Source organism: Stenotrophomonas sp. FW305-3-2-15-E-LB1 (assembly GCF_058787375.1).
The window spans coordinates 21982-35724 of the sequence record NZ_JBYSZR010000009.1 but is presented as its reverse complement, the minus strand read 5'-3'; the positions used below and the strand labels follow the sequence as shown (position 1 = coordinate 35724).

General features: G+C 68.0%; 16 protein-coding genes. 6 read left to right on the top strand and 10 right to left on the bottom strand.

What is annotated here, in order from left to right:
• Positions 1-120 precede the first annotated feature (120 nt).
• The 4 genes from AC3WL7_RS08795 (at position 121) to AC3WL7_RS08780 (ending at position 3733) form a co-directional block, all read left to right on the top strand.
• Positions 121-1314 carry a sensor histidine kinase gene (locus AC3WL7_RS08795; protein ID WP_492750009.1) on the top strand — a complete coding sequence of 398 codons (1194 nt, stop codon included), beginning with the start codon at positions 121-123 and terminating at the stop codon, positions 1312-1314.
• Positions 1314-1955 carry a response regulator gene (locus AC3WL7_RS08790; protein ID WP_108746175.1) on the top strand — a complete coding sequence of 214 codons (642 nt, stop codon included), beginning with the start codon at positions 1314-1316 and terminating at the stop codon, positions 1953-1955. Before AC3WL7_RS08795 ends, AC3WL7_RS08790 begins: the two co-directional genes overlap by 1 nt.
• A 231-nt stretch (positions 1956-2186) precedes the next feature.
• The gene (locus AC3WL7_RS08785; protein ID WP_492750008.1) at positions 2187-3260 is read left to right on the top strand and encodes a polyketide cyclase; all 1074 of its coding nucleotides are present in this window, start codon (positions 2187-2189) and stop codon (positions 3258-3260) included.
• 101 nt (positions 3261-3361) lie between these two features.
• The gene (locus AC3WL7_RS08780; protein ID WP_108746176.1) at positions 3362-3733 is read left to right on the top strand and encodes a DUF423 domain-containing protein; all 372 of its coding nucleotides are present in this window, start codon (positions 3362-3364) and stop codon (positions 3731-3733) included.
• Between the two features lie 92 nt (positions 3734-3825).
• On the opposite strand, the gene AC3WL7_RS08775 is transcribed toward AC3WL7_RS08780, so the two are convergent.
• The 6 genes from AC3WL7_RS08775 to AC3WL7_RS08750 are packed head-to-tail and all read right to left on the bottom strand — an operon-like array spanning position 3826 to position 7805.
• Complete coding sequence (locus AC3WL7_RS08775; protein WP_492750007.1) at positions 3826-4635, bottom strand: M15 family metallopeptidase; 810 nt, start codon at positions 4633-4635, stop codon at positions 3826-3828.
• A 9-nt stretch (positions 4636-4644) separates the two neighbouring features.
• Positions 4645-5238 carry a PH domain-containing protein gene (locus AC3WL7_RS08770; protein WP_492750006.1) on the bottom strand — a complete coding sequence of 198 codons (594 nt, stop codon included), beginning with the start codon at positions 5236-5238 and terminating at the stop codon, positions 4645-4647.
• Positions 5235-6524 carry an alpha/beta hydrolase gene (locus AC3WL7_RS08765; protein WP_492750005.1) on the bottom strand — a complete coding sequence of 430 codons (1290 nt, stop codon included), beginning with the start codon at positions 6522-6524 and terminating at the stop codon, positions 5235-5237. Before AC3WL7_RS08765 ends, AC3WL7_RS08770 begins: the two co-directional genes overlap by 4 nt.
• Before the next feature lie 2 nt (positions 6525-6526).
• The gene (locus tag AC3WL7_RS08760; protein WP_079221054.1) at positions 6527-6706 is read right to left on the bottom strand and encodes a DUF4177 domain-containing protein; all 180 of its coding nucleotides are present in this window, start codon (positions 6704-6706) and stop codon (positions 6527-6529) included.
• Complete coding sequence (locus AC3WL7_RS08755; RefSeq protein ID WP_079221055.1) at positions 6703-6882, bottom strand: type II toxin-antitoxin system antitoxin; 180 nt, start codon at positions 6880-6882, stop codon at positions 6703-6705. Before AC3WL7_RS08755 ends, AC3WL7_RS08760 begins: the two co-directional genes overlap by 4 nt.
• A gap of 41 nt (positions 6883-6923) precedes the next feature.
• Positions 6924-7805, bottom strand: a complete 882-nt coding sequence (locus tag AC3WL7_RS08750; RefSeq protein WP_079221056.1) for an SPFH domain-containing protein — start codon at positions 7803-7805, stop codon at positions 6924-6926.
• 132 nt (positions 7806-7937) lie between these two features.
• Between AC3WL7_RS08750 and purT the strand changes: the two genes are divergently transcribed.
• A complete protein-coding gene (gene purT / locus AC3WL7_RS08745) occupies positions 7938-9125 on the top strand; it encodes a formate-dependent phosphoribosylglycinamide formyltransferase (protein WP_313141317.1) in 1188 nt (395 codons plus the stop codon).
• A gap of 89 nt (positions 9126-9214) precedes the next feature.
• Here purT and AC3WL7_RS08740 read toward each other — a convergent pair whose 3' ends face one another.
• The 3 genes from AC3WL7_RS08740 to AC3WL7_RS08730 all read right to left on the bottom strand — a co-directional run bounded on the left by AC3WL7_RS08740 (position 9215) and on the right by AC3WL7_RS08730 (position 11667).
• The gene (locus AC3WL7_RS08740) at positions 9215-9373 is read right to left on the bottom strand and encodes a hypothetical protein (protein WP_492750004.1); all 159 of its coding nucleotides are present in this window, start codon (positions 9371-9373) and stop codon (positions 9215-9217) included.
• A 285-nt stretch (positions 9374-9658) separates the two neighbouring features.
• Positions 9659-10873, bottom strand: coding sequence for an endonuclease/exonuclease/phosphatase family protein (locus tag AC3WL7_RS08735; protein ID WP_079221058.1), 1215 nt, complete (start codon positions 10871-10873; stop codon positions 9659-9661).
• A gap of 38 nt (positions 10874-10911) precedes the next feature.
• Entirely contained in the window at positions 10912-11667 is a 756-nt protein-coding gene (locus AC3WL7_RS08730) for an arginyltransferase (protein ID WP_079221059.1), read from the bottom strand.
• A gap of 163 nt (positions 11668-11830) precedes the next feature.
• On the opposite strand from AC3WL7_RS08730, the gene AC3WL7_RS08725 reads away from it, so the two are divergent.
• Positions 11831-12403: an EF-hand domain-containing protein gene (locus AC3WL7_RS08725; RefSeq protein WP_492750003.1), complete on the top strand. Its 573-nt coding sequence runs from the start codon at positions 11831-11833 to the stop codon at positions 12401-12403.
• A gap of 59 nt (positions 12404-12462) precedes the next feature.
• Here AC3WL7_RS08725 and AC3WL7_RS08720 read toward each other — a convergent pair whose 3' ends face one another.
• A complete protein-coding gene (locus tag AC3WL7_RS08720; protein WP_492750002.1) occupies positions 12463-13683 on the bottom strand; it encodes an RNA polymerase sigma factor in 1221 nt (406 codons plus the stop codon).
• Between the last annotated feature and the right edge of the window lie 60 nt (positions 13684-13743).

Here is a 13743-nt window from a genome sequence, read left to right as displayed (position 1 = left end):
TCAACGGACCCTGCGCACGATTATTGCATGCCCGGGGCGGGCTGCGGCATGAACAGGGGGAAGGGCAGGCATGACTTCCGCCAGAGTGCAGCGGGCGGGGTTCAACCGTAGAGTGCTGGCATGTTGGGAGTCCTCAGCCATACCCGTGTCCTGCGACTGGCCGGCCTGTTTACCTGGGTCATGGTCGGCCTGCCCCTGGCCTACTCGCAGTTCGAGAACCTGCACGCCCGTGCCGACATGGGTGGCTGGGCGGTGCTGCTGTTCCTGGCCTACCTGTCCTTCGGCGCGGCCTACTTCCGGCTGACCCGCTCGCTGCGCAGCGACAGCCACACCACCTGGCTGGACCGCGGCCTGCTGCTGCTGCTCACCGTCGCGGCGCTGGGCGTCAGCTTCCTCAGCGGCTCGGGCCTGGGCAGCATCCTGATGATGGTGGCCGCCGGCGTCATCCCGTGGATGCTCTCGGTGCGGCTGGGCGTGCTGTGGCTGCTGGTCAGCCAGCTGGCGGTGGCGCCGGTCTACTACATGCTGCTGCGCTTCCCGCTGTTCGAGGCGGTCATGCAGTCGCTGCTGTACGGCGGCTTCTCCATGTTCATCTTCGTGACCAGCCTGGTGGCGCGGCAGCAGACCGAGGCCCGCGACGAGCAGCGCCGGCTGAACGCCGAGCTGCGCGCGACCCGGGCCCTGCTGGCCGAGAGCGCGCGGGTCAACGAGCGCACCCGCATCTCGCGCGAGCTGCACGACGTGCTGGGCCACCAGCTGACCGCGCTGACCCTGAACCTGGAAGTGGCCGGGCATCTGGCCGAGGGCCAGGCACTGGAACACGTCAAGCGCTCGCATACCCTGGCCAAGCTGCTGCTGGGCAACGTGCGCGAGGTGGTCAGCCAGCTGCGCGAGACCGGTGCCATCGACCTGGCCGCCGCGCTGCGCCCGCTCACCGAGAACGTGCCCTCGCTGGACATCGTGCTGGACGTGGAGGAGCCGCTGAACGTGGAAGACCCGCAGCGCGCCCACGTGCTGCTGCGCTGCACCCAGGAGATCATCACCAACGCGGTGCGCCACGCCCAGGCCCGCCACCTGTGGATCCGGGTGTACCGTGAGGCGCCGGGCCTGGTGGTGGTGGAGGCCAGCGACGACGGCGTCGGCGCGGCAATGGTCAATGCGGGCAATGGCTTGCGCGGCATGCGCGAACGCCTGCAACAATGTGGCGGCCAGCTGCAGGTGGATACCCACCCCGGCGAAGGCTTCCGCCTGCGGGCCACGGTACCGGCAACGGTGCTGGCGGCCCTCACCGAGGTTCCTGAAGGAGTGCGTTGATGATTCGCGTCTGCCTGGTCGATGACCAAACCCTGGTGCGGCAGGGAATCCGCTCCCTGCTGGCGCTCGACGACGGCATCGAGGTGGTGGCCGAGGCCGCCGATGGCCGCCAGGCCGTCGAGCTGGTCCCGCAGGTGCGTCCGGACGTGGTCCTGATGGACATGCGCATGCCGGTGATGTCCGGGCTGGAGGCGCTGCAGGTGCTGTCGCGCCAGGAGCAGCTGCCGCCGACCATCATCCTCACCACCTTCGACGACGACCAGCTGGTGCTGGCCGGGCTGAAGGCCGGTGCCAAGGGCTACCTGCTCAAGGACGTCACCCTGGCGCAGCTGGTCGGTGCCATCCGCACCGTGGCCGACGGCGGCTCGCTGGTGCAGCCGGCGGTGACCCAGCGCCTGCTGTCGGGCCTGGAGCACATGCGCAACGATTTCGTCAGCCTGGACCGCCCGGACCCGCTGACCGACCGCGAGACGGAGATCCTGCGGCTGATGGCCAGCGGTTTCTCCAACAAGGAGATCGCCAATTCGCTGGGGGTCGCCGAAGGGACCATCAAGAACCATGTGTCCAACATCCTGTCCAAGCTGGGGGTGCGCGACCGCACCCGCGCCGTGCTGAAGGCGTTCGAACTGCAGCTGGTCTGAAAAAAGCCTTTTACGACAAAGGTTTGGGCGAAATTCCGGGTATCTGGCCAGAATGCCCCCCTACATCCAGGGGGGCCGGATGCGTTACTCTTCAAAATCTTTGTCCATACAAATACGCAGCCGGCACGGAAACCGGTGCGCCAATCCGATAACAATGCCTGCGAAGCCTGCTAGGATTGGCGCTTCGCTTCAATCAACCCGGCCGTGGGATCGGCCCCGGAGACTCTCTGAATGACCCGTATTATCGAGTTCCTGATCGCCTTGGGGATCGTGGCTGGCCTGTTCGTCATTATTGGCGTCTGTCTGCCGGGCGAGCGTCACATCACCGAAAGCATCGAGACCAACCGCAAGATGACGATCGTGTACGACACGGTCAACAGCCTGCGCCGCTTCAAGGACTGGAACCCGCTGGTTCTGCGCGATCCCGCCGTTGATCTGAAGCTATCCGGCCCGGCCTCCGGCAAGGGTGCCACGCTCGACTTCTCCTCCAAGGACCTGGGCAACGGTTCCTGGAAGATCACCGAGTCGGAAGAAAACAAGCGCGTTGTGATCGCCATCGAAGACCCGACCAAGGGCCACGACAAGGTCACCACCTTCACCCTGGAGCCGACCGGCAAGGGTGGCCGTAACGTCAAGATCACCCAGGATTACTCGGTGAAGTACGGCTTCGACCTGTTCGGCCGCTACGCAGGCCTGTATGTCAGCCGCCAGATCGGCGACGACATCAAGATGGGTCTGTCGCGCATGGCGAACATGCTGGCCACCGTGCCGAACGTCGACTACCGCACTGCCGAAGCCCCGCTGACCGATCTGGCCATCGTGGAAGTGCCGGCCGAGGACCTGCTGGTCGTCAACGCCGGTAACGTCGATCGCGGCCAGGAGACGATCACCAAGTCCATCAAGGACAACGAAGAGTGGATCAAGCGCGTGATGGATGCCAATGGCCTCGAAGCCGCTGGCCCGTTCCGCATCATCACCACCGATTTCGGTGCTGAGAAGTACGCCTTCGACATCGCCCAGCCGGTGAAGAAGAAGGGTACCGAAGGCACCGGCGCTGAAGAACTGACCGTCAAGATCGACGGTGGTGCACCGGTCAAGTACCAGCGCGTTGCTGCGCACCGTTCGGCCCACGCGGCCTATACCGGCCACATGGCTGGCCTGGACGTTGCTCGCAACGCCCTGCGTGCCTGGGCTGTGACCAACGGTTCGGAAGTGATCGATCGCCCGTACGAAACCTGGAAGGACGGTCTGGATAAGTCGTTCACCCCGGAAGGCACCTACGACATCTACTGGGCCGTCAAGTAAGCTTCGGCTGACCCATGTAATGTTGGATACGAAAACGCGCCGCTTCCTGCGGCGCGTTTTTTTTCATCTGCGCCCGGTGGGGCGCTGCGCAAGGAGCAGTGATGTTCAATCCGGAACGACGCGCGCGTAAGCCTTCCCTGCTGGCCTGCCTGGGCGCGCTGCTGGCGGCGGCCTCGATCGGCCTGTCCGCCTACGCCTCGCACGGCGTGGCCGAGCCGCTGGCCCAGCAGCATCTGAACATGGCCGCGCTGTATGCCTTCGCCCACGGTGCGGTGCTGCTGGCGCTGGGGCCGCGCGCACAGGGGGCCATCGCCCACCTGGGACTGTATGCGCTGCTGCTGGGCGTGCTGCTGTTCTCCGGCAGCCTGGCCGGCGCGGCGCTGTGGCAGTGGCCGACGCGGCTGGCACCGGTGGGTGGCACCACGTTGATGGCGGGCTGGGTGCTGCTGGCGTTCAATGCGCTGAGGCGCTGACGGCCGTTGCGACGACGACCGCCGTGTAGAGCCGAGCCCACGCTCGGCTGCCTTTGATCGGGCCGACGCAGCAGCCGAGCATGGGCTCGGCTCTACAGTGATCCGTTCCAGCACCAGTGCCACGGCTCGTAGACGATGCCGTGCGGGTTGTCGCGCGGGTAGCTCAGGCTGAAGCCATGGGTGCCGGCATTCGCCTGCAGCCAGGCAAACGCGTCCGTCGCCTCGAAGGTTTCCTCGGCCGGCGCGTCGCCCGGCGTGCCGATGTCCAGCGCATGGCCGCTGTGGTGTTCGCTGAAACCCGGTGCCGCGTTGACCTTGAGGATGTCCGCCACGCCCAGGCCACGGGCCAGCTTCCGTTCGAAGATGCCCAGCTGGTAGGCGTGGCTGCGGAAGCCGGAGATCGCGTCCAGTGCCACGCCATCGCGCGCGGCGTGCAGGCGCATGCGCCGCCAGCCCTGCGCGGCGCCACGGCGCAGCCACAGCGGGCGGCCGAAGCGGTCGCGCCCAGCAAAATGCAGCACGCAGGGCTCGGCCTCCAGGGCCAGGCCGCTGTCCTGCGCGTATTCCTGCGCATCCAGCCCCAGCTGCTGCAGGCGCTGCTGCAGGCCGGCCAGCGGCAGCCACTGCGCCTCCAGGTGCGCCGCAAACGGGCGCGCCCCGGCGCCGCCCTCCAGCAGCGCCAGCGCTTCGTCCACGCCGGGTTCGCGCGGCAGGTGCGGCACCAGTGAGTGCACGCCCTGTGGCAGCACCGCGGCCAGGTAACGGCCATCGCGCTTGCGCCGCAGCACCCAGCGCGCACGCGCCAGCAGGCGCGCATCCAGGTTGCTGCGCGCGCGCAGCAGGGCGGCCGGCCACAGTTCCACGGCCTCGGTGTTGATCAGCAGGGGGGCGCGACGGTGCATGCCCGCAGCTTACTGCGGTGGCGCGGTCGCAGCCACCTTGCGCAGTGCGTCCAGCAGGGCCTGCGGCCGGTCCAGGCTGAGCAGCAGCGTGCTGCCGCCGCGCACCGGAATCACCAGCGTGTGCTGGCGATCGGTGACCAGGGCAAAGCCCTTGCTGCCTCCCTGCAGTCGGAAGTGCCCCGAATAGAAGCCCGGCATCGAGTAGCCATTGGTCTTCAGGCGCAGGCCATAGCGGCGGTCACGGCTGAGGTCGACCACTTCGGCCTGGTCCAGCTGCATCTGCGCGACCGGCGTGCGACGCCGGTATAGCGTCGAGCGCACGTCCAGCACATCCCCGTCCAGGCTGACCCGGCGGCGGAAGAACATGGTGCCCAGGCCGGCGCCGATCAGCACCAGCGTCGCCAGGCTCCAGGCGGCGCTGCCCCACATCCGGAAGAACGGTGGCGACAGGGTGATCTCCATCCACGGCGCATCGGCGGGTGCGTCTTTCAGTTCGGCCCAGACACAGAGGGCAAAGACCACCAGCACCGGACCGAGGATCCACAGCACGCGCAGCGGCGAACTCTCGGCAACGTCGAACGTGCGTGGGTCGCTGCCGCTCATCGCTGCGCCTCCACCCAGCGCGCCACGTCGGCAATCAGGGCCGTGTCGACGTGCCCCGGCTGCGCGTATTCCTTCAGCGAGCTGGGGCCACTGCCGGCCACGCCGATATGGTTCAGGGCCGGGTAGGCCTGCCACTGCACATCCCTGCGGCCCTGCAGCGCCTGCTTCCACAGCTGCCAATCGGCGTCGGGCACCTGGAAATCGCGGCCACCGTGCAGCATCAGCAGGGGCGTGTGCAGCGCCTTGGCATCGCCACGTGCGTCGACCGCTTCGATGCTCTTCCAGAACGTCTGCGGCACGCCCAGCGGCAGTTCGCTGGCGGCGACCGGTGCACTGCCACGGGCAGCGGCGATCTGCGCATCGAGCCGGTCCAGGAACGCCTGTTCCGGCGCGCTGATGTCACCGTCCAGGCCGAGCAGATAGCGGTTCTGCTCGGGCAGCAGATCCAGCAGGGTGCGTGCCGGTGCCGCCCACAGGATCGCGCCACGCGCCTGCGGCCAGCGGCTGGCGATGCGCGGGGCGAGCATGCCGCCCTGGCTGTGGCCGAGCACGAAGACACGGCGGCCATCGATGCGCGGATCGGCGGCGAGTGCGGCAAGGGCCGCGACGGCGTCGTCGGTGGTTTCATCATCGACGGTGAAGTTGCCGCCGCGGAAATCCTGCGGGCGGGCAAAGGTGCGCTTGTCGTAGCGCAGCACCGCGATGCCCTGTGCGGCCAGGCCGCGGGCGATGTCCAGGAACGGGCGGCTGGCACCGATGGTTTCGTCACGGTCCTGCGGGCCCGAGCCATGCACCAGTACCACCGCCGGGAACGGGCCCTTGCCCTTGGGCAGGGCCAGCGTGCCCGGCAATGCGCCGCGCGCCTGCGGCACACTGAAATCCGCCTCGCTGTAGTTCGCGTCGGCCGGTGACGGCGCGGCCTTGGCTGCCGGGGCAGGGCGCAGCAGCAGGCCGGCCACCTTGTCCTGCGCATCCACCGCCACCTGCGCGATCACTGCGCCGCTGGCGAACTGCAGCGGCACTTCCACCAGGTGCACGCCCTGCTGTTCGCTGCTGTGGGCGGTGCCACGCTGCTTCAGTTCACCCAGCGACTGCCACAGCCCCTGCAGCTTTTCGGCCGGCACGGCGCTGGCCATCTTCGGGGTGAACATCGCTTCGGCCTCGGCGATGCGCCCGGCCTGCAGGTGGTCCAGCAGCTGCGTGGCGACCTGCTGCGGCTCGGCGGCCAGGGCACCGCCGCTGAAGGCGGCCAGTGCGACGGCGAACAGGGTGGGGCGCAGGCGCATGGTCACTGCTCCTTCTTGAAGACCAGCATGGCCGGGCGCATCGGCGCCGGGATGATGATGTTGACCAGTTCCCAGCCGAGCTGGCCCTGGCGGTTCAGCTCAGCCTGGATGTCCTCCGGCTTCTGCAGGCCCATCAGCGACGTTTTGACTTCGACAGTCAGGTAGCTCCAACGCTTGCTCATTCCTTGTCCTCCGACGATGGCTTGGGTTTCGGCAGGCGTCCTGCCTTGCGCAGGGCGTCGCGCAGCACGTATTCGATCTGCGCGTTGAGGCTGCGCAACTCGTCGTCAGCCCAGCGCTGCGCGGCGGCCAGGACATCGGCGTTGATACGCAGCGGATAGGCTTTCTTCTCACTCATGCAAGCTCCTGGCGGGGCGGTGGGGCGCCCCGTTGCGAGGTTCAGTACAGCGAACCAGCGTTGACGATCGGCTGGGTGCCACGGTCCGAGCACAGCACGGTCAACAGGTTGCTGACCATGTGTGCCTTGCGCTCCTCATCCAGCTGCACAACGCCGTTCTTCTGCAGTTCGGCCAGGGCCATCTCAACCATGCCCACCGCGCCGGCGACGATGCGGGTGCGGGCGGCGATCACCGCGTTGGCCTGCTGGCGCTGCAGCATCGCCTGGGCGATTTCGGCGGCATAGGCGAGGTGGCTGATGCGCGCGTCGATCACCTGCACGCCGGCATCGGCCAGGCGCTCGGCCAGCTCGTTCTTCAGGTGCAGGGAAATCTCGCTGGCGTGGCTGCGCAGGGCCAGCTGTCCTTCTTCATGCTGGTCGTAGGGATAGCTGGTGGCCATCGCGCGCAGCGCCGATTCGGACTGGATGTGCACGAAGCTTTCGTAGTCGTCCACGTTGTAGACCGCCTCGGAGGCATCGATCACCTGCCAGACGATCACCGCAGCGATCTCGATCGGGCTGCCGTCGAGCTCGTTGACCTTCAGCTTGCCGCTTTCGAAGTTGCGCACGCGCTGGCTGACCCGGCGCTTGCTGTAGAAGGGGTTGTTCCAGCGCAGGCCGTTGTCCTTGACGGTCCCCACGTACTTGCCGAACAGGCTCAGCACGGCGGCCTGGTTGGGCTGCACGGTGTACAGGCCGGCCATGGCGAACAGCGCCAGCGCGCCGATCAGCAGCCCGCCGAACAGCATCACCAGGTTGGGCGAGCCGGTGCTGGCCTTGGCCGCGATGCCGAGCACGAACAGCGCGCCGCCTGCCAGTACGACCAGCAGGGCGAGGGCCAGCATGCCCAGGCCGTTGGGGGAGGAGAGCGACTTCTCTTTCATGGCGGTACGTCCTTGAGGGTTCGATGAAAAGATATCAAATTGATATCAGTCCGCAAGTGCCGTTCGTCGGCTGGCCGGGGGTAGACCGGCTAGAATGCCCACCCGCCTTCACATCGCTGCCGGACCCCCGCCATGGCCAAGCTTGGAACCCCGTTGTCCCCCTCCGCTACCCGCGTGCTGCTGCTGGGTTCGGGCGAACTTGGCAAGGAAGTGGCCATCGAACTGCAGCGCCTGGGCGTGGAAGTGATTGCCGCCGACCGCTACGCCGATGCGCCGGCGATGCAGGTCGCGCACCGCTCGCACGTGATCGACATGCTCGATGCGATGGCACTGCGCGCGCTGATCGCCCAGGAGCAGCCGCACCTGGTGGTGCCGGAAATCGAAGCCATCCACACCGAGACCCTGGTCCAGCTGGAACAGGAGCAGGGCCTGCGGGTGATCCCGACCGCGCGCGCGGCACGCCTGACCATGGACCGTGAAGGCATCCGCCGCCTGGCCGCCGAAACCCTGGGCCTGCCGACCTCGCCGTACCGCTTCGTCGATACCGAAGCCGAATACCGCGCCGCCGTGGCCGCCATCGGCCTGCCGTGCGTGGTCAAGCCGGTGATGTCCTCCTCGGGCAAGGGCCAGAGCACCCTGCGCAGCGAGGCGGACATCGCCCCGGCGTGGGACTACGCGCAGACCGGTGGCCGCGCCGGTGCCGGCCGCTGCATCGTCGAAGGCTTCATCGACTTCGATTACGAGATCACCCTGCTGACCGTGCGCCACGCCGGCGGCACCTCGTTCTGCGCGCCGATCGGCCATCTGCAGAAGGACGGCGACTACCGCGAAAGCTGGCAGCCGCAGCCGATGTCCAGCGCCGCGCTGGCGCGTGCCGAAGAAATCTCGCGTGCGATCACTGACGACCTCGGTGGCTGGGGCCTGTTCGGCGTGGAGCTGTTCGTGAAGGGCGACGAGGTGTGGTTCAGCGAAGTGTCGCCGCGCCCGCACGACACCGGCCTGGTGACCCTGGTCTCGCAGGAACTGAGCGAATTCGCCCTGCATGCGCGCGCCATCCTTGGCCTGCCGATTCCGGTGATCCGCCAGAGCGGCCCGTCGGCCTCGTGCGCGCTGCTGGCGCATGGCGAGGGCGTGCCGTACTTCAACAACGTGGCCGCCGCGCTGCAGGTGCCGGATACCGCCGTGCGCCTGTTCGGCAAGCCGAGCGTGCACGGCCACCGCCGCGTGGGCGTGACCCTGGCGCGCGCAGAAAGCATCGACGAAGCGCGTTCGATCGCGCGTGATGCTGCCGAAGCCATCGGCGTTGAACTGCGCCCGTAAAACGGTGGCGCCGGGCCATGCCCGGCGCGAACCGTCTGTAGAGCCGAGCCTACGCTCGGCTCTACAACATCCTCAGCAGACGGTAGCGCTCAGCGATGGCGCCAGGGCAGCACGGTCACGTGGATCATGGCCACCGCCCACAGCACCGATCCATACATCCACCAGGTGCCGAAGCGGTCGGCGTAGCCCTTCCAGCAAGCGACGCCAGCCGGTATCAATCCGATCACGACCAAGGGCGCCAGTTGCATCAGCACCGGCTCCACGCAGCACGCCACGGCGACAGTACTGAACACCGCAAGAATGAGTACCACGTTCCTGTGCACTGCCCACCCCCGGCATCGTGTCCTTTTACCGGCAATCTAGCAGAACCGGGAAAGGGGCGAGGGAGCAGCCGAGCATGGGCTCGGCTCTACATCATCCCAGGCAGGCGGTAGCGCCGGGCCATGCCCGGCGGCCGCATCCCGGTGGGTACCGACCGTTGGTCGGTACTCTTCATCCCGGTGGGTACCGACCGTTGGTCGGTACATTCTCCGTTACCGCACGTCCACCCACACCAGGTGGTGGTCGCTGCCGTCGGCGATCTTCGCTTCCGGGCTTTCATTGGCCGGCCAGAACACGCCGCTGCCGACGTACTCGAAGCCGGTCGAGGGCAGCACGTAGTCCAGGCGCATCGTGCCGGACTTCGGGCCGAAATCGCCGGTGGCATGGAACGGCGCACCCTTGCGCACGATGCCCTTGGCCGCATAGGCCAGGCTGGTCTGCTCGCCGCCGACGCTGCGCGGGGTGGGGTAGCGCAGCACGCGCGCATTTTCGATCAGGTTGACGATGGCGTCGTGGCGACCGTCGCCATCCACCGGATCGTTGTTCAGATCGCCGAAGATCACGAAGCGCGCATCCTGGGCCAGGCCGCCGCAGTGGCCCTTGTCATCGCACAGCCAGGGCTTGTCGCCGGCCGACAGGTATTCCTGCCACAGGCGCAGTTCGTCGTGGTTGCGCGCGGCATTGCGCTTTTCCGGGCCATCGAACACCGGCGGGGTCGGGTGCGAGACCAGGGCGTGGACCACGCCGGCGGGGGTCTTCACCGGCACGTCCCAATGCGACTTCGAGGACAGGCGCAGCTGCGACCACACCTGGTCGTTGTAGAAGCTCTTGCCGGTGCGCGGGTCGACCGGGCGGATCGCGCCGGGCATCGTGCTCCACTTCAGCAGCTGGAAGCTGCGCACCTTGGCTTCGTCGATCGGGTAGCGCGACAGCACCAGCATGCCGTACTGGCCCGGGTGCAGGCCGTAGCCCCAGGCATCGTTGCCACGGCTGCGGCCTTCGCCGCCCACCACGCCGTTGCCGTCCAGGTCCAGGCCGCTGGGCACGCCGGTGTTGACCGGCGCCAGATAGCGGTAGGCGAAGTGCAGCGGCTTGCCGCCACCGGGCTGGGCCACTTCCAGGTAGCGCTTCTGGAACAGGTCGGCGGCGCGGTGCGCGTCGTCGAAGTCGAACTCGTTCAGCAGCACCAGGTCCGGGCGCACCTGCTGCAGCACCGCAGCGATCTTGCGCGCGTGCTCGCTGTCGCCTTCCAGTTCCTTGATCAGGCCGCCGGCATCATCCGAATACAGCGAGGTGTTGTAGGTGGCCAGGCGCAGCGTCGAGGACGGCTTTTCGGTCATCGCAGGGGACTTGGCGTAGGCGGGGGCGCTGGCGCCGCAGAGCAGGGCCAGGGCGAGGATCAGGGGATGGCGGCGGGTGATGTTCATGGGCCGTATTGTGCACCCGGCCCGGTGTCAGCGGTTTGTCAGCGTCCGTCCAGTTCGCTGTCGAAATCATGCCATCGGCGGCCGTCGTAGGCCTCCAGCGGGCGGTAGCGGCGCTTGTAGTCCATCTTCTGGTGGTCGCGGATCCAGTAGCCGAGATAGAGGTGCGGCAGGCCCTCGCGGCGGGCCCACTCGATCTGCTGCAGGATGGCGAAGGTGCCCAGGCCGCGGGCGGCATGGTCCGGGTCGAAGAAGGTGTAGACCGCCGACAGGCCGTGCTCGGTCACGTCGGTCACCGCCACCCCCAGCAGCTGGCTGGGCTGGCCGTCGTGGCCGGGCAGGCGCATTTCCAGGAAGCGGGTGTGCGACCAGCTGCCGATCAGGAACTGCTCGAACTCGTGCGGACCGTGGTCATCCATGCCGCCGTTGGCATGGCGGTGGGTCAGGTAGCGGTGGTAGAGGTCGAACAGGTCCTGGCGCGGCATGGCGGCGGTGATGCGCACCTCCAGGTCGGCATTGCGCGCGGCGCAGCGGCGCTGGCTGCGGTCGGCGGCAAAGCGCGCCACCGGGATGCGCACGGCCACGCAGGCATGGCACTGCGCGCAGTGCGGGCGATAGACCAGGTCACCACTGCGGCGGAAGCCCCAGCTCAGGGCCAGCGGGTACAGCCCGCCCAGGCGGCGGTCCTGCGGATCGAGCACCAGATCGCGCGCAACGCGGTCCGACCAGTACCCGCAGGGGTGCTCGCCGGTCTGGAACAGTCTCAGTTCGTCGTCTCTGTCGCCGTGGATCGCCATGGGCACAGCATAGCCCCAGCGTGTCGCAATGGCCGCGACTGTCCGCCGGATGAACGGAACCGGCGTCTGCGTCAACCGATGCCGCGGCCAGGCGTTGTTGTCCCCCGAGGGTGAAGTGATCGCCTCGACGCAACACCGCAATCCCCCTACCAGGAGTGACTCCATGATCCGTACCCCCCTGCTGCTGGCCCTGCTGCTGGGCACCTCCGCCACCGGCATCGCCCTGGCCGCCGATACCCCGGCCACGGCCAATGCCCCGGCGCAGCGCCATGCCACGCTGGACACCAATGGCGATGGCGTCATCGACCGCAGCGAAGCTGCCGCCAACCCGCGCCTGGCCGCGAAGTTCGACGCGCTGGACAAGAACAAGGATGGCAAGCTGTCGCGTGACGAGCTGCCGCGCTGGAAGCATGGCCGTCGCGGTGGCCATGGCGCCTGGATGGCCAAGCTGGACGTGAACAAGGACGGCCGCATCAGCCGCGAGGAAGCCAAGGCCGACCCGCGCCTGGCGGCGCGTTTCGACCAGATGGACGTCAACAAGGACGGCTACCTGGACAAGGCCGACCGCGAGCTGCGCATGAAGCAGCATCGTGATGCCTGGTTCGCTGCGGCTGATACCAACAAGGATGGCCAGTTGAGCAAGGCCGAGTTCGATGCTGCCAAGGGCCTGATGCACGGCGGCCCGCGCCACGGCGGCCCGCGTGATGGCAACGCACCGAAGTCGCCGCGCAACTGATCGCACGCACCCCAGGAACCTGCATCGCCGGCATCATGCCGGCGATGTTTGTTTGCGGGTCAGGCCAGCGATTCCAGCCAGTGCACGCCGGCGACGACCAGCAGCATCAACACGCAGCAACTGATGATCGCCGATCGCCCGTACATGGATTCGTACACCCAGTTGCGGCCCGTGCGTCCGCGTCGCGCGTTGTCGCGGGCGATCAGTGGCGCCATGATCCGCTGCAGCGGCCCCAGGCACTGGTAGCTGACCACGCCCATGCCCAGCAGCAGCGACGAGGTCATCACCCACGTCGGCGCCTTCAGCATTTCGCCGAGCAGTACCGCCAGGCAGGTGCCCATCGCGGTGAAGGTGCTGTAGCGCACGAAGCGCATGATCTGCGCCTGTTCGATCGCCGTTTCGGTGAAGCGCAGCAGGTAGCGCCCGCCGAGATAGCAGCCAACGAAGCCGCCGATCACCCCGCCGACCACCAGGCCAGCGTTGAAGCCGCTGCCGACCAGCGGGCTCTCGCCGATGGCGGCCGTCAGCGAGCCCAGCGCGGTACCACCGGCGGCGCTGACACCGCCCAGGCCCAGCTTGCTGCCACCCACGCCCACGCCGGTACCCAGCAGTATCGCCGCGCTGGCCGTACCGGGCGCGGCGATCAGCACCATCGAGACGACCGTCGTCGCGAAGGCGGCGCTCGGCGCACTGCTGCGTGCGAATTCGCCGAAGCGCTGCAGCAGGCCGTCGCGTACCTGCGCGCGGGCACGTGACAGGCGCTTGCGCACGGCCGCGTCGCTCAGGCCCAGCAGGTCGGCCACCTGCTGCGAACGCTGGCCCTCGCGGTAGTAGAGCAGCAGCACTTCGCGGCTGTCGGTGGGCAGGGCGGAGATGATGTCCTCGGCGGCCACTTCTTCTTCCAGCCGCTGCAGGCGGTCGGCGGCGCCGGGCGCGGGGTCGGCGGCCATGCCCAGGGCGACGTCGGCGGCGTCGCCGGTCAGCGGGCGGCCGCGCTGCGCGCGCAGCCAGTCGCGGGCCAGATTGCGGGTGATCTGCCGCAGCCACGGCAGGAAGCTGGTGGAACTGCGCAGCCGGTGCAGCTGCTGCCAGCCTTTGACGAAGGCCTCCTGGGCGATGTCCTCGCTGGCGTGGCGGTCGCGGGTGATGGCCAGGGCGATGGCGGTCACCGTGTTCTGGCAGGCCAGCACGATGCGCCCATACGCCTGCTGGCAGCCATCACTGGCAGCCGGCAGCTCGCGTTCCAGCGTCTCGTCGATCGTTGCAGCGAAGGTCGTCATGGCGGCAGCTCCTGCTGGGATTGTGTCCCAAGACGGCGCTGCGTGCAGTTTGTGACCGCT

What these genes read in the sequence shown, in the direction of transcription:
- AC3WL7_RS08795 (WP_492750009.1), top strand. Translation starts at nt 121, where the DNA reads ATGTTGGGAGTCCTCAGCCATACCCGTGTCCTGCGACTGGCCGGCCTG.
- AC3WL7_RS08790 (WP_108746175.1), top strand. Translation starts at nt 1,314, where the DNA reads ATGATTCGCGTCTGCCTGGTCGATGACCAAACCCTGGTGCGGCAGGGA.
- AC3WL7_RS08785 (WP_492750008.1), top strand. Translation starts at nt 2,187, where the DNA reads ATGACCCGTATTATCGAGTTCCTGATCGCCTTGGGGATCGTGGCTGGC.
- AC3WL7_RS08780 (WP_108746176.1), top strand. Translation starts at nt 3,362, where the DNA reads ATGTTCAATCCGGAACGACGCGCGCGTAAGCCTTCCCTGCTGGCCTGC.
- AC3WL7_RS08775 (WP_492750007.1), bottom strand. Translation starts at nt 4,635, where the DNA reads ATGCACCGTCGCGCCCCCCTGCTGATCAACACCGAGGCCGTGGAACTG.
- AC3WL7_RS08770 (WP_492750006.1), bottom strand. Translation starts at nt 5,238, where the DNA reads ATGAGCGGCAGCGACCCACGCACGTTCGACGTTGCCGAGAGTTCGCCG.
- AC3WL7_RS08765 (WP_492750005.1), bottom strand. Translation starts at nt 6,524, where the DNA reads ATGCGCCTGCGCCCCACCCTGTTCGCCGTCGCACTGGCCGCCTTCAGC.
- AC3WL7_RS08760 (WP_079221054.1), bottom strand. Translation starts at nt 6,706, where the DNA reads ATGAGCAAGCGTTGGAGCTACCTGACTGTCGAAGTCAAAACGTCGCTG.
- AC3WL7_RS08755 (WP_079221055.1), bottom strand. Translation starts at nt 6,882, where the DNA reads ATGAGTGAGAAGAAAGCCTATCCGCTGCGTATCAACGCCGATGTCCTG.
- AC3WL7_RS08750 (WP_079221056.1), bottom strand. Translation starts at nt 7,805, where the DNA reads ATGAAAGAGAAGTCGCTCTCCTCCCCCAACGGCCTGGGCATGCTGGCC.
- purT (WP_313141317.1), top strand. Translation starts at nt 7,938, where the DNA reads ATGGCCAAGCTTGGAACCCCGTTGTCCCCCTCCGCTACCCGCGTGCTG.
- AC3WL7_RS08740 (WP_492750004.1), bottom strand. Translation starts at nt 9,373, where the DNA reads ATGCAACTGGCGCCCTTGGTCGTGATCGGATTGATACCGGCTGGCGTC.
- AC3WL7_RS08735 (WP_079221058.1), bottom strand. Translation starts at nt 10,873, where the DNA reads ATGAACATCACCCGCCGCCATCCCCTGATCCTCGCCCTGGCCCTGCTC.
- AC3WL7_RS08730 (WP_079221059.1), bottom strand. Translation starts at nt 11,667, where the DNA reads ATGGCGATCCACGGCGACAGAGACGACGAACTGAGACTGTTCCAGACC.
- AC3WL7_RS08725 (WP_492750003.1), top strand. Translation starts at nt 11,831, where the DNA reads ATGATCCGTACCCCCCTGCTGCTGGCCCTGCTGCTGGGCACCTCCGCC.
- AC3WL7_RS08720 (WP_492750002.1), bottom strand. Translation starts at nt 13,683, where the DNA reads ATGACGACCTTCGCTGCAACGATCGACGAGACGCTGGAACGCGAGCTG.